The 14383-nt window shown below is 40.7% G+C and carries 12 protein-coding genes; all 12 read left to right on the top strand.

Going from position 1 to position 14383, the window contains the following annotated elements; translation table 11 throughout:
* The first annotated feature begins 230 nt into the window (after positions 1-230).
* The 12 genes from VMW78_04775 to VMW78_04720 all read left to right on the top strand — a co-directional run bounded on the left by VMW78_04775 (position 231) and on the right by VMW78_04720 (position 14383).
* The gene (locus tag VMW78_04775) at positions 231-1169 is read left to right on the top strand and encodes a radical SAM protein (GenBank protein HUV50316.1); all 939 of its coding nucleotides are present in this window, start codon (positions 231-233) and stop codon (positions 1167-1169) included.
* Between the two features lie 33 nt (positions 1170-1202).
* Positions 1203-2411, top strand: a complete 1209-nt coding sequence (locus VMW78_04770; GenBank protein HUV50315.1) for a type II secretion system F family protein — start codon at positions 1203-1205, stop codon at positions 2409-2411.
* A 121-nt stretch (positions 2412-2532) separates the two neighbouring features.
* Entirely contained in the window at positions 2533-4044 is a 1512-nt protein-coding gene (lysS, locus tag VMW78_04765) for a lysine--tRNA ligase (protein HUV50314.1), read from the top strand.
* Positions 4045-4046: 2 nt separating this feature from the next.
* Positions 4047-5291, top strand: coding sequence for a lipoprotein-releasing ABC transporter permease subunit (locus VMW78_04760; protein ID HUV50313.1), 1245 nt, complete (start codon positions 4047-4049; stop codon positions 5289-5291).
* Positions 5284-5985, top strand: coding sequence for an ABC transporter ATP-binding protein (locus tag VMW78_04755; GenBank protein HUV50312.1), 702 nt, complete (start codon positions 5284-5286; stop codon positions 5983-5985). The genes VMW78_04760 and VMW78_04755 overlap by 8 nt, the downstream gene beginning before the upstream one ends.
* Before the next feature lie 183 nt (positions 5986-6168).
* The gene (gene bamA / locus VMW78_04750; GenBank protein ID HUV50311.1) at positions 6169-8814 is read left to right on the top strand and encodes an outer membrane protein assembly factor BamA; all 2646 of its coding nucleotides are present in this window, start codon (positions 6169-6171) and stop codon (positions 8812-8814) included.
* 314 nt (positions 8815-9128) lie between these two features.
* Positions 9129-9659 carry an OmpH family outer membrane protein gene (locus tag VMW78_04745; protein ID HUV50310.1) on the top strand — a complete coding sequence of 177 codons (531 nt, stop codon included), beginning with the start codon at positions 9129-9131 and terminating at the stop codon, positions 9657-9659.
* A gap of 135 nt (positions 9660-9794) precedes the next feature.
* The gene (gene lpxD / locus VMW78_04740) at positions 9795-10838 is read left to right on the top strand and encodes a UDP-3-O-(3-hydroxymyristoyl)glucosamine N-acyltransferase (GenBank protein HUV50309.1); all 1044 of its coding nucleotides are present in this window, start codon (positions 9795-9797) and stop codon (positions 10836-10838) included.
* 142 nt (positions 10839-10980) lie between these two features.
* The gene (gene fabZ, locus VMW78_04735) at positions 10981-11418 is read left to right on the top strand and encodes a 3-hydroxyacyl-ACP dehydratase FabZ (protein ID HUV50308.1); all 438 of its coding nucleotides are present in this window, start codon (positions 10981-10983) and stop codon (positions 11416-11418) included.
* Positions 11415-12185, top strand: coding sequence for an acyl-ACP--UDP-N-acetylglucosamine O-acyltransferase (lpxA, locus tag VMW78_04730; protein ID HUV50307.1), 771 nt, complete (start codon positions 11415-11417; stop codon positions 12183-12185). Before fabZ ends, lpxA begins: the two co-directional genes overlap by 4 nt.
* 14 nt (positions 12186-12199) lie before the next feature.
* Positions 12200-13015, top strand: coding sequence for a UDP-2,3-diacylglucosamine diphosphatase LpxI (gene lpxI / locus VMW78_04725; GenBank protein HUV50306.1), 816 nt, complete (start codon positions 12200-12202; stop codon positions 13013-13015).
* A 408-nt stretch (positions 13016-13423) separates the two neighbouring features.
* Positions 13424-14383: a Gfo/Idh/MocA family oxidoreductase gene (locus VMW78_04720; GenBank protein ID HUV50305.1), complete on the top strand. Its 960-nt coding sequence runs from the start codon at positions 13424-13426 to the stop codon at positions 14381-14383.

The raw sequence follows: 14383 nt of genomic DNA, 5'->3' as shown, positions 1-14383 counted from the left end.
GTTACAAAACAGGGTACCTTTGAGGTCTAATGTAAGCAAGCCACCTTTTCTGGGGGTGGTAATTTGACTGATAAAATTATATAAAGCCGTTGTTGTTTGGCACGGCTTATGATACAAAACTTACCTTAATTATAGAAAACATAATCTGTTGGGATAGATTTCAGATCATAGGCTTTGCCTGTAAATTTTTATCTTTGTGTGTTAGAATTTATTTTGTATAAATGGTTAATATGAAAAAGTCCGGTTACAAATATATTTTTGGGCCTGTTCCTTCAAGGCGGCTCGGCATATCACTTGGTGTAGATATCATGCCGCATAAAACATGCAGCCTTAATTGTGTTTACTGCGAGTGTGGAAGAACAACCGATTTAACCATAAAAAGGGCTGAATATACGCCTGTGGAGTTTATACGGGAAGAGCTAAAAGATTTTCTGTCAGACAATCCAAAACTGGATTTTATTACCTTTTCAGGTTCAGGTGAACCAACATTGCATACAGGTATCAATGAAATCGTCGATTTCATAAAAGCGGATTATCCTCAATATAAGTTGGCATTACTTACAAACAGCACACTTTTTTCTCAAAGCAATGTCATAGAACAGGTCCTTGGTATGGATATTATTATTGCGTCACTTGATGCCGCAACTGAAAAAATTTTTATCAGAATAAACAGACCGCATCCAGACCTTGATTTTAAACAGATCATCGACGGATTAATCTGTTTAAGGAAAAATTTTTCCGGACAGCTCTGGATGGAATTTTTTTTGGTGCCCGGCATAAATGATAGCGAGATTGAGCTTAAAAAGATAAAGAACCTGTTGACCAATGTAAAACCCGATAAAATTCAGATTAATACGCTTGACAGGCCGGGAACTGAAAGCTGGGTAAAGCCGGTCGGCAAAGAACGATTAATAGATATAAATAGATTTTTATCCGGGTTTGAAGTTATTAAGGATTTTACTCCTGAAAAAAATAGCTTTGTACTAAAAGAAAATGATTTCAGCAGATTTTTGTCTACATTAAAACGCAGGCCATGCACAGATAAAGATGCGTCGCAAATTTTAGGCATTCACGTCAATAATGTAAGAAGCTGTCTTGAACCTCTGATAAAAAGCGGAAAAATCGAAAAAAAAGAGATGCCAAGGGGTGTTTTTTATATAGCAAAGTGAGTTGTCTATGCATAAATAAATGTGGGGGTAATAATGCCGGTCTATTTGTGGCAAGGTAAAGACAGTAAAAAACGGGTCCGAAAGGGTGAAATGGAGGCTTTGAGCGAAGAAGCTGTCCTGGCAAATCTTACCAAAATTAAAATTGTTTCCGCAAAGATTAAAGAAAAACCAAAAGATGTTTTTGAAAATATCGCCTTTATGCAGCCCAAGGTTGTCCAGGCTGATGTTATACTTTTTTGCCGACAATTTTCTACAATGATCGATGCTGGTCTTCCGATAATCCAGTGCCTTGATATACTCCATTCACAACAGGACAATAAAACATTTAAAAAAATGTTAAAAGAGATAAAAGGTGCTGTGGAAGGTGGCGAAACCCTTGCCGATGCTTTAAAAAAGTATCCCAAAGTGTTTGACGATCTTTTTGTGAACATGATCGCAGCAGGTGAAGCCGGTGGTATCCTTGATGTCATCTTGAGCCGGCTTTCAGCTTACATGGAGAAAGCGGCAAAACTTAAAGCCAAAATAAAAGGGGCTATGACCTATCCGATAGTAACCATGATTATAGCTGTGATCGTGGTCGCTATAATCATGGTTTTTGTTATTCCGGTATTTGAGGAGATGTTTACAGGGATGGGCGGAGCCCTTCCTGCGCCGACTCAAATCGTTGTGAATATGAGCAGATTTATTAAGGGGAACATACTGTATATAATCGCCGCCATAGTCTTTATAATATTTGCATTCAAAAGATTTTATAAAACAGATAAAGGGCATGTCCTGATTGATGACCTGTCTCTCAGGTTGCCGGTAATGGGGATGCTGCTGCGCAAGGGCGCTGTTTCCAAGTTTACACGCACCATGAGCACAATGCTAAGCAGCGGGGTTTCAATTCTGGACGCTCTTGATATTGTCGCAAAAACAGCAGGTAACAGAACAATTGAAGCAGCCGTATATGATGTTCGTTCCGGTATTTCCGAAGGCCGCACAATGTCCGATCCTCTCTCTGAAAGCGGGGTTTTCCCGTCAATGGTATGCCAGATGATATCGGTAGGAGAATCTACAGGAGCGCTGGATGAAATGTTGAAAAAGATTGCGGACTTTTATGATGAAGAGGTTGACCAGGCAGTGGAAAACATAACCGCATTGATAGAGCCGTTCATGCTGGTATTTCTTGGTGTTGTCATTGGAGGCCTCGTTGTTTCAATGTACCTCCCCATATTCAAGATGGCGGCTGCTATGGGTTGATAATAACTACTCGTTTTGGAAAGCTTTCTTGACACCCATCTGTAAATAAGTTAACAAATTAAGTTTAATTTTTTAATACCACAAATAAACAAAACTCAGACCCTTTTTGGATTGGATTGACATGGACAAAACAAACGATATTGTTGAGCAACGAAGAAAGAAGATTGAAGACTTAAAAAAGAAAAATATTAATCCTTTTCCAAACGATTTTATTGTAACAGACACAGTAAAAGATGTTGTCAATGAGACAGAAAAAGCGCCTGATTCCATTACGGAAAATGACCCTGTTTTTACCCTTGCAGGACGTATGATGGCAATAAACCGATTCGGCAAGGCCGCCTTTGTAAGATTCAGGGATCGCACAGGACAGCTTCAGGCATATATCAGCAAAGACAGGGTTGGCGATGAAGCATTTTCTCTGTTCAAACAGCTCGATATCGGGGATTTTATCGGCATAAAAGGAGGAATGTTTAAGACTAAAACAGGAGAGTGGACTCAACTTGCTAATGAAATAAAACTTGTTTGCAAGGCAATAAGACCTCTTCCTGAAAAATTTCATGGGCTTAAAGATCCTGAAAAACGTTATCGCCAGCGCTACATTGATTTGATAATGAATTCTAATGTGCGTGATATATTTGTGAAACGCAGCAAAATTGTCCAGGAGATACGCGAATTTCTACTTAAGCGTGATTTTCTTGAAGTAGAAACTCCAATGATGCAACCAATTCCTGGAGGCGCGGAAGCCACGCCGTTTAAAACATACCATAATGCTCTGGGGATGAATCTGTTTTTGCGTATTGCTCCTGAGTTGTATTTAAAGCGTCTTGTCATAGGCGGCTTTGAAAAGGTTTTCGAGCTTAACAGAAATTTCAGAAATGAGGGGGTTTCAACACGCCATAATCCTGAATTTACCATGCTTGAGTTTTACCAGGCATATGCTACTTATAACGATTTGATGAATTTGACCGAAGAAATGTTAAGGGCTGCGGCTATAAATGTTACAGGCTCCACGCTAATAACATACCGTGGACATAGTATCGATCTGGGACGTAAATGGCGTCGCATACCTTTATTAGAGGCTATGGAGGAAATCGGAGGCATTGATCCGGGCCTGCTTGATAACAGGGAAAAACTGCTTGATTTTGCCGCCTCAAAAGGCATCTACATAACACAAAAAACAGGAGCAAAAAGCGCTCGTTTGGGGAAAATTATTGCAAAACTGTTTGATGTTTTAGTGGAACCAAAGCTGATTCAACCCACATATATTACCGGATATCCGGTTGAAATCTCCCCTCTTTCCAGAAAAAGCGACAATGACCCCACTCTAACCGACCGTTTTGAACTTTTCATCGCCGGGCATGAAATCGCCAATGGATTTTCCGAGCTTAATGATCCTGACGACCAGAAAGAGCGTTTTCTTCAACAGGTCGCAGACAGGGAAGCAGGAGATGAAGAGGCCCATTGTATGGATGAAGATTATATTAAAGCATTGGAATACGGCATGCCTCCAACTGCCGGCGAAGGAATAGGAATAGACAGGCTTGCGATGATTTTTACCGATTCTGCTTCCATACGTGAGGTTATTCTTTTTCCGCACATGAAGAGCGAGAAAAATGACACCGCTATTATTTAATTATGACTTTTGAATATTTCATAGGCAACCGCTATCTGAGGGTAAAACAAACCTTCATTTCATTAATTACATTCCTTTCCATAGCAGGCATTACTATAGGTGTCATGGCCCTTATTATAGTAATTGCCGTTATGTCCGGCGCGGAGTCTGAATTCAGGTCCCGTATCCTTGGCGTTGAATCGCATGTTATGGTAATGCGTTACGGCAGTGCTTTTACAGATTACCGTCGGATAATTAAAGATGTTGAAAAAATTGATGGAGTGGAAACAGCATCCCCTTATGTTTTCAGTCAGATTATGCTTCGTTCATCATCCGGGGTATCAGGGGCTGTTTTAAGGGGGATAGATCCCGGATCTGCGGGACAGGCAATAAAAAGTCTTGATAAAGCTTTTCTGGAACAAAGATTAACAAAAAATCAGGATGCAGGCACATCCGCCTTTGTGCCGGGAATTATTTTAGGCCAGGAGCTTGCCCGGAATTTAGGTGTAATGGAAAACGATATTATTTATCTGATTTCACCGCGTGGAATGATTGCTCCTGTCGGGCATATACCTGCAATGAAACGATTCAGGGTAACAGGCCTTTTTGAGTCCGGGATGTATGAATATGATACATCTCTTGCGTATGTACACATAAAGGATGCACAGTCTATCCTGCATATCGGAGACTCGGTAACCAATATCGGTGTCCGTGTAACTGATATTTACAAGGCAGATAATATAGCGGAAAATATTGCGGCAAATCTTAACCGGAAATATAAAACCGGGTCATATTGGGCTAGGGACTGGATGCAGATGAATCGCAACCTTTTTTCCGCGCTTAAACTTGAAAAAAAGGCCATGTTTATTATTTTGACTCTTATCGTTCTTGTCGCCGCCTTTAACATCGCGAGCTCACTTATTATGATGGTTATGGAAAAAACAAAAGATATCGCTATCTTAAAGGCCATGGGTGCAACCGATAAGAGCATTAGAAGGATTTTTGTATTCAAAGGGATGATTGTCGGCTTAGCAGGCACAGTTTTAGGGATGTGTCTGGGGCTGGCAGGATGTATATTGCTTGAGCACTACAAGTTCATCAAGCTTCCGGGCGATGTATACTATTTTACCACCCTGCCTGTAAAACTTGAGGCATTAGATGTTTTTGTTATCGTGTCTGCTGCCATGATAATCTGTTATCTGGCTACACTCTATCCGGCACGTCAGGCCTCAAAGCTTAACCCTGTTGAGGCAATCCGCTATGGTTGACAATCAAACATGCAGGCGGTCTGATTTAATAAGCGTCAGAGGTTTAAGCAAGAGTTTCAGCCACAATGGTCTAAGGGTTGAAATATTAAAATCCATTGACCTTGATTTAGATGCAGGAGAAACAATATCCATTGTCGGAGCCTCGGGTATCGGCAAATCCACACTTCTGCATATACTTGGCACTCTTGACCGGCCGGACAGCGGAACATTTCTTTTTCAAGACAAAGATGTCCTGCTTTTTGATGATGAAAAGCTTGCAAGGCTTAGAAATGAATCCATCGGCTTTGTTTTTCAGTTTCATCACCTGCTCCCTGAATTCAGTGCTGTAGAAAACACGATGATGCCGGCTCTTATAAAAGGGGTGAGCAAGAAAGAGGCGATAGAGTCTGCAGAGGCAATTCTTGTCAGGGTAGGGCTTAAAGACAGGTTGTCATACAGGGTAAATAAACTTTCAGGCGGAGAACAGCAACGGGTCGCCCTGGCAAGGGCTCTGGTACTGAAGCCGGTTATCCTTTTAGCAGATGAACCCACAGGCAATCTTGATGAAAAAAACAAAAACCAGGTTCATGATCTGCTTCTGGAATTAAACCAGGAATTAGGCATGACACTGGTTGTGGTTACACACAATATGGGTTTTGCATCATATATGTCACGTATTGTAACAATCATGGACGGGCAGCTGATAAAAACTTGATGGCGTCGTAAAAAGTCCCATCTACTGTGTTGTAGTATTTTTTCAGACCCTCGACATACTATATGTATGCCTTCAGTCCTGAAAAACTACTACGCCTTGTATATGAACCTTTTTACTTAGCCATCTGCAGTTAATTCGTGGCTTTTTGCGAGTTCATCAAAACTTAATTGAGGTGTTTTTGATATGCATAGATTTTTAAGACTGCTAATAATTGCAATAATTTTTCTTTTGCCGAATGCCGTATATTCTCAAGGGTCGGTTAGCATTGTTATACTGCCTTTTGAAATATATTCAGATGAGGATCTTTCATATCTTAAAGCAGAAATTCCGGATGTAATCAAAAAGCAGCTTAAACAGGATGGGGCCGATGTAATTGTTCTGGAATCTACTTCTGGTTTGCCCGATTATCCGGGCAAAGAAACCGTCGCAGGCATAGATGCAATCAGGAATATCGGCGTAAAAAACGGCGCTGACTATGTTGTTTGGGGAAGTTTTACATGGATAGGGCAAAAATTCAGCCTGGATGCTAAGATGGTTGAATCTTTTGGGCAAAGTCCTCCGAAGGTTTTCTATGCCGAGGGGAAAGGGATGGAAAATCTCCTTGGATCTGTGAATGAGCTTGCCGGCGATCTTGGCATAAAGCTTTTTAAGAGAGAAAAGATAGCGGAAATACTTGTTGTCGGCAACAAGCGTATAGAGGCGGATGCGATTAAAAAAGCCATCGAAATTTCGGCTGGAGATATCTTTCTTGCAAAAAATCTTGCCAATGATCTTAAATCAATATTTTCAATGGGATATTTCGATGATGTAAGAATCGAGGCGGACGATGGGCCGGAAGGAAAGATAATTACCTTTATGGTAAAGGAAAAACCGACCATCAGGGTAATTCGGATAAAAGGCAACAAGGTGTTTGACGACGAAGATATAATGGAAAATTTAAACATCAAGACAGGCTCGATTCTGAATATATTCAAGGTGTGCAGTAATATTGAACAGATAGAGGGGTTATATAAAAATAAAAATTATCATAATGTAAAGGTGACCTACAATATAGATAATCTTGAACACAATCAGGCTGATCTTGAATTTGTTGTCAAAGAGGGGGAAAAGGTAAGGATAAAAAGGATAATATTTGAAGGAAATAAAGAATATTCCGGTAACAAGCTGAAAGGGATGATGAAGTCATCTGAAAAAGGTTTCTTCTCATGGCTGACATCATCAGGGGAGCTTAATAAGGAAGACCTGAGCCAGGATATGTCCATGCTTTCCGCTTTTTATCAGAATAACGGTTATATCCAGGCCAAGGTTGGAGAACCGTATGTTGAATACAAAGATAATTGGATTGATATTACAATAAAAATCTTTGAAGGACCGCAGTTTATGGTCGGAAATGTCGATATTGCCGGCGACATAATATTATCTAAAGAGGATTTGGAAAAAAATCTTAAAATTACCAGAGAAAAATTTTATAATCGTGAAATCGTGAGAAACGACGTGCTCGTGCTTACCGATGTTTATTCTGACGAAGGTTACGCGTATGCTGAGATATTTCCCCGCATAGAGGAAAACCTGGAAAAATTACAGATCAATATTACCTATACCATTGACAAGGGCAAACAGGTATATTTTGAAAAAATTATTATCAGCGGCAATACAAAAACCAGGGATAAGGTTATCCGCCGTCAGCTTGAGGCATATGAACAGGAGCTTTACAGCGGCAGGAAATTAAAACGAGGGGTGCGCAACCTGTACCGGCTTGATTATTTTGAAGACATAAAGGTTAATACTTCAAAAGGAAGCTCCGACGACAAGATGGTTTTGAATGTGGATATTACTGAAAAGCCAACCGGCATGCTCAGCTTCGGAGGCGGTTACAGTAATGTCGAAAATTTCTTTGCCATGGCAGCTGTTGCCCAGAAGAATCTTTTTGGACGCGGGCAGATTCTCCAACTAAAGGCACAGCTTGGAGGCAAGACAACAAGGTACACCTTAAGCTTTACCGAACCGTGGCTGTTTGATATTCCTCTGTCGGCAGGAATCGATCTTTACGACTGGCAAATGAATTATGATACCTATGATAAGGATAGCAGAGGAATCGGCTTTAGATTCAGTTACCCTGTTTTTGATTTTACCAGGGCGTATTTATCCTATGCCTTTGATGTAAGCGATATAACAAACATAGACGAAACGTATGCTTCAGATCTTGTCAAGGAGTCGAAAGGGACAAATACAAAAAGCAGTATATCAACCGCCTTGACATATGATTCAAAGGACAGGATTTTTAACCCGACAAAGGGATCAGAGCACAGTATAAGCGTGGAATATGCCGGTATTGGAGGGGATATAGGTTTTACAAAATATTTAGCTGAAACAGGATGGTATTTCCCGTTATTTAAAGAAACTGTGGGTTTTCTGCATGCCAGAACAGGGTATGTCAACAGAAATTCCAAGAAGAAACTTTTTGATTATGATAAGTTTTACCTTGGCGGTATGAATTCGCTGCGCGGCTTTGACTGGCGTGATGTAAGCCCAACAGATGAAAATGGCGACAAGGTCGGAGGCAATAAGTTTATCCAGTTTAATGTTGAATATATAATCCCTTTGCTCAAAAAAGCGGGCATTGTCGGTGTTATCTTTTATGATGCCGGAGAGGTATATAACAACAGCGAAAATATTAATTTGGGCGACCTGCGTGAAAGCGCCGGATACGGCTTCAGGTGGTATTCACCCTTGGGCCCCATCAGGCTTGAGAATGGATATATTCTTGCTCCAAAAGAAGGAGAAAACAGGGGCGGAAGATGGGAATTTACTATGGGAACGGCTTTTTAGCGGTAATGGCCAAAATAAATTTTTAAAGCGAAATATTATTTCTTAAGCTTTCGACAACGGCACCAATAACCAACATTAAGACAATGCTTGAAACCACGTATGAGTTCAGTAAGTTATATATCCTTTGTGCCTGTTCTTGGCACAAGTCGTGGAGTGCTGGTTAAAAAAGACAGATAAATCATTTCGCTTGAAAAATTGAATTTGGCTCCTTTACCGTCTTGACTTTGATAGAAATCAAGGGTGCGAAACTTGAGTAAATTAATTCAACATTTAAAATTTAAAATTAGAGCGAAGCGTCAAAAGAGGGGGGTAAAATGAAAATCAGGAAAATTGCTTTTATTACAATAAGTTTTATATTTTTTTCTGCTGCTTATTCATACAGCGCGGATGTCGCCAAAATAGGGATAATCGATTTTCAGAGAATTCTTGAAACTTCAAGCACCGGTAAAACGGCGCAGTCTGAAATCAATGAAAAAGGGAAAAATATGGAGACCGAGCTTAAGGCAAAAGGGGCTGCGATAGAAGAACTCCAAAAGAAGCTTGAGCGTGACGCACTGGTTATGAGCAAGGAGATGCGTGAAGAAAAAGGACGGGAAGTCAGAATAAAGATAAACGATATAAAGCTACTTCAACAGAAATATTTATCCGAGTTCAGGGGGCTTGAGAACAGGCTTGTTACGCGCATAAAAAACGATGTTATGGACATTGTCGAAGAGATCGGGAAAAAGGAGGGCTACCTTTTGATAATTGAAAAAGCCGGTGTTCTGTACTATCCGAATGCAATAGATTTAACAGACAAATTAATCCAGCTATACAATAAAAAAGAAGCTGATAAGAAAAAATAAGTGTTAAGAGTTAGGTGTTAAGTGTTCAGAGGTCTCAACTGTGCTTTTTGAGGAAGATTAGAGTTAGTGTTTTTATAATTTCTTCGTGTTCTTCGTGGTGAACAAAACAAGCTCCAATAAGGATATATTTTGCGTATGGAAATATTGCTTTCCAGGATAGGAGAAGTTGTCGAAGGCAAGCTGTCCGGCGGCTATGATAAAATTATTTGTGGGGCAGCCCCTTTTGATGTGGCTACACGGGAGTATATTACTTTTGCCGACAGCGCAAAGTTTTTAAAAAAGATAGATAAAACCGATGCCGGGGCTGTTATTGTTCCGAAAAATTTTACAGGGTCTTCAAAAACAACCGTTATGGTGGAAAATCCCAGGGTTGCTTTTGCAAAGGTTTTAACCCTTTTTTATCCCCACGCAAAACCGGCATATCTTAATAGCTCAGCCGGAATATCTTCAAATGCCTATATCGGCAAAAATTTCCTGTGCGGCAAGGATATTTCTATCGCCCCTTTTGCCGTGATTCAAAATAATGTTAGACTTGGCGATCGTGTAATTATTCATCCAAACGCAGTAATCGGGGATAATGTTGTGATTGGAAATGATGTGGAGATTTATCCTAATGTAACTATCCTTGAGCGCTGCAGAATAGGAAACAGGGTAATAATTCATGCCGGCACGGTTATAGGAAGTGATGGTTTTGGTTTTGCCCCTGACGGGGAAAGCTATTTTAAAATCCCCCAGACAGGCATTGTCCGGATAGATGATGATGTGGAAATCGGCGCCAACAACACAATCGACAGGGCTACTTTTGGGGAAACCAGGATTTGCAGGGGGGTTAAGACAGACAACCTGGTTCATGTCGCCCACAATGTGACGGTTGGTGAAGATAGCGTAATTGTGGCGCAGGTCGGGATTTCCGGAAGCGTAACAATCGGCAGACACGCCGTATTAGCCGGGCAGGCAGGAATTGCAGGGCATATTACCCTGGGGGATAATGTAACGATTGGGCCGCAGGCCGGGGTTACAGCATCTGTACGGAGCGGTCAGGTTATGTCAGGTTCGCCGGAGATGCCGCATAGATTATGGCTCAGGGTTCAAAGGCTTATATACAGGCTTCCTGAGCTTAAAAAGAACCTTTCTGAAATAGAAAAAAGACTGGATAGGATTGAGAGCGAACGTAAGTAAAATGACTTGTATGTTAAAGTGGGCATAATGAACAAAATGGATAGGACATATTTAATGCATGGCAGGCGGGATAGAATGCCTTCAATCATCAATCGACAATCAACAATCATCAATTTTGACTATGAAGGAGGTATGAATTTTGATTTATGATATTAAGGAAATAATGAACTTTTTGCCGCACAGATATCCTTTTATTATGATTGATCGAATACTTGAGATTGTTCCTGATGAAAAAATTACTGCTCTTAAAAACGTAACCATAAACGAGCCTTTTTTTCAGGGGCATTTTCCAGGAACTCCGATTATGCCGGGCGTTCTTATTGTAGAAGCCATGGCTCAGGCCGGCGGATTACTTGCTTATACATTTATGCCCGAGGTGAAAAAAGGTTCTGTTATATATTTTATGGCGATGGACAAGGTAAAATTCAGAAAACCGGTTGTGCCTGGGGATCAACTTATCTTTGAAGTAAAAATTTTGAAGAAAAGGTTAAAAACGATCAAAATGTCCGGGATTGCAACAGTTGATAAAAAACTTGTAGCTGAAGCTGAATTAATGGCAACTTTTGGAGATAAACCATGATACATTCGACGGCAATTATTGATCCCAAAGCAGAGATAGATTCAAATGTAGAAATCGGGCCATACTCGATTATTAAGGAGAATGTTTTTATAGGATCCGGAACTGTTATAGGCCCACATGTTGTTGTTGACTCTTATGTTAATATAGGCCCTGATTGTCATATATTTCAATACGCCGCCATAGGCGCTCCTCCACAGTCTTTGAAATTCGAGGGGGGAAAAACCTATGTTAAAATCGGACGCGGCACTATTGTGCGTGAGTTTGTCACAATCCACAGAGGAACTGAATTTGGCGGAGGGATAACAGAGGTTGGAGAAGAAAACCTTTTGATGGCTTATACCCATATAGCACATGACTGCAAAACCGGCCGAAAGGTTGTTATGTCAAACAACGCAACACTCGCCGGGCATATAATAATAGGAAATAATGCGACTATCGGCGGACTTGTAGCGATTCATCAGTTTGTAAGAATAGGCGATTATGCATTTATTGGAGGAAAATCAGCGGTTGTAAAGGATGTCCCTCCTTATGTTATAGCTTCAGGAGACAGGGCGACTCTGCATGGATTAAACAGCGTTGGATTAAAACGGAATGGTTTTTCCAAGGATACATTGTCAGCATTAAAAAAAACCTACAGGATTATTTTCCGGATCGGGCTCACCATGAATGAAGCCATAGAAAGGGTGCGCGCAGAGGTGGAACAGATTCCGGAAGTTCTCAATTTTATTGATTTTATAAAATCATCCCAGAGAGGGATTACAAGGTAGTGGTCGACTAAACTATGCGAATAGGGCTAATTGCAGGGAGCGGTCAGTTCCCTATTATTTTTTCTAAGGCGGCAAAATCAAAAGGATTTGCAGTTTATGCGGCAGCTTATCTAAATGAGACAGATCCTGTTCTGAAAGAGCATGTTGAAGCGATCGAGTGGATGCATATAGGGCAGCTCAAACGGCTGATAATGTTTTTTAAAAAAAATAATATCAGCAAAGCCGTTATGATGGGCGCCATAAAAAAAACAAAGATGTTCTCTGATATAAGGCCTGATATAAAAGCAATTACTTTGATTGCGAAGATGAGGCACACTCATGACAATCGGATTTTAAGCGGATTTGCAGAGGTCCTTGAAAAAGAGGGGATTAAGATAGAGGCTTCAACATTTTTACTTCCCGATCTTTTGGCGCAAAAAGGCTGCTGGACCCAAAAAAAGCCAACCAGATCCGAAAAGGCCGACATCAGACTGGGCTGGAATCTTGCCAAGGAAATCGGACGTCTTGACATAGGCCAATGTGTAGTGGTCGGTGGCGGATCGGTTCTTGCCGTTGAGGCTATTGACGGAACAGATGCCACGATAAAAAGAGGCGGAAACCTGGCCAGGGGAATTGCCGTTGTTGTTAAAGTATGCAAGCCTAATCAGGATATAAGGTTTGATGTTCCTGCTGTGGGAGTTCAAACAATAAAGACAATGCATGAGGCAGGAGCAGGAGCGCTGACCATTGAAGCGGGTAAAGCTATTGTCTTTGACAAACAGGAAATGATTGACATCGCGAATAAACACGGCATTTCAATTGTTGCCTTAGATGATGCTGACGGTATTTAACAGAAATTTACAAACTTATTATGAGGTTAACCTGAGCCAGCGGACAATTAAATTTAAGAACGGCTGAAACTCGCTCATAAGTAAGCGTAAAGAAAGAACTTAGAGCAATCCTTTTATAAAAAGCTTGCTAAAGCTGGTATTATCCGACTTATAGAAAATTTTATTCGGTTATCGTTCTTTGTTAACGCTTACTAACAAGCTCAAACAGTCAGCCATTTTAAATTTAACTGCCCGCCACATCAGGTTATTGATATGTTACTTTTTGAGTTTGTAAATTTCTGTTTAACTACAGGAAAAATTGATTTCACCACGGAGATAACAGTGTCCGCCAAAGTACGGTGGCGGATTATATAAAATCTCAGTGTGCTCTGTGAACTCTGTGGTAAAAGTTTTTTTGAAAGATCTAAAATGAATAAAAAACTAAAAGTTGGTGTTATAGGCGCCGGCTATCTTGGGAAATTTCATGCTGAAAAATATGCGCGCATGGACAATGTTGATCTTGTTGGGATTGTTGATAAAAACAGATCATTAGCCGAGAATGTCGCCGCAAATTATAATACCAGGGCATATATTGACCATAAAGAGCTTTTGGGGAAGGTTGACGCTGCGAGCATAGTTGTCTCAACACCTGCGCACTATGCTGTAAGCAAGGATTTTTTGGAAAACGATGTTGATCTTCTCATTGAAAAACCGATGACCGTGACACTTGAAGAGGCTGATGAACTTATCAGGATAGCCGAATCCAGAGGGCTTATTATCCAGGTAGGGCATCTTGAACGTTTTAACCCGGCGGTTGTTGCTTTGCGGGATATTGTTAAAAATCCGATGTTTATAGAATCGCACAGGCTAAGCATTTATCATAGTCGTGGAACCGACGTAAGCGTTGTGCTTGACCTGATGATACATGATATAGATATTATACTTAATTTTGTCAGGTCTGATATCAAGACTATTCATGCCGCAGGCATACCCGTAATCTCAGAGCATGTTGACATTGCTAATGCGCGTCTTGAATTTGAAAGCGGATGCATTGCCAATGTCACAGCAAGTAGAATTTCGATCAAGAATGAAAGGAAGGTCCGGCTGTTTCAAAAGGATGCGTATATTTCTGTTGATTTTGCTAATTGCAAAATAACGGTTATTGATAAGGCCGGTGAGGCTGGAACCGGCCTGATTCCGGGCATGGGCATCAAACAGCTTTCTTTTGCAAACACGGATGCCCTGGAGGATGAGCTGGTTTCCTTCGTAAAAGCGGTAAAAAGACGTGAAGTCCCTGAGGTAACGGGTCAGATGGGACGTAATGCTTTAAAAATCGCTTTAAGTATTATGGAACAGATCAATATAACCCGTGGCCGTCTTTTAAGTTAG

This window comes from Anaerolineae bacterium, from assembly GCA_035529315.1.
Taxonomy (GTDB): domain Bacteria; phylum Desulfobacterota; class Desulfobacteria; order Desulfobacterales; family ETH-SRB1; genus Desulfaltia.
This window is presented reverse-complemented; position numbering and strand designations above follow the sequence as displayed.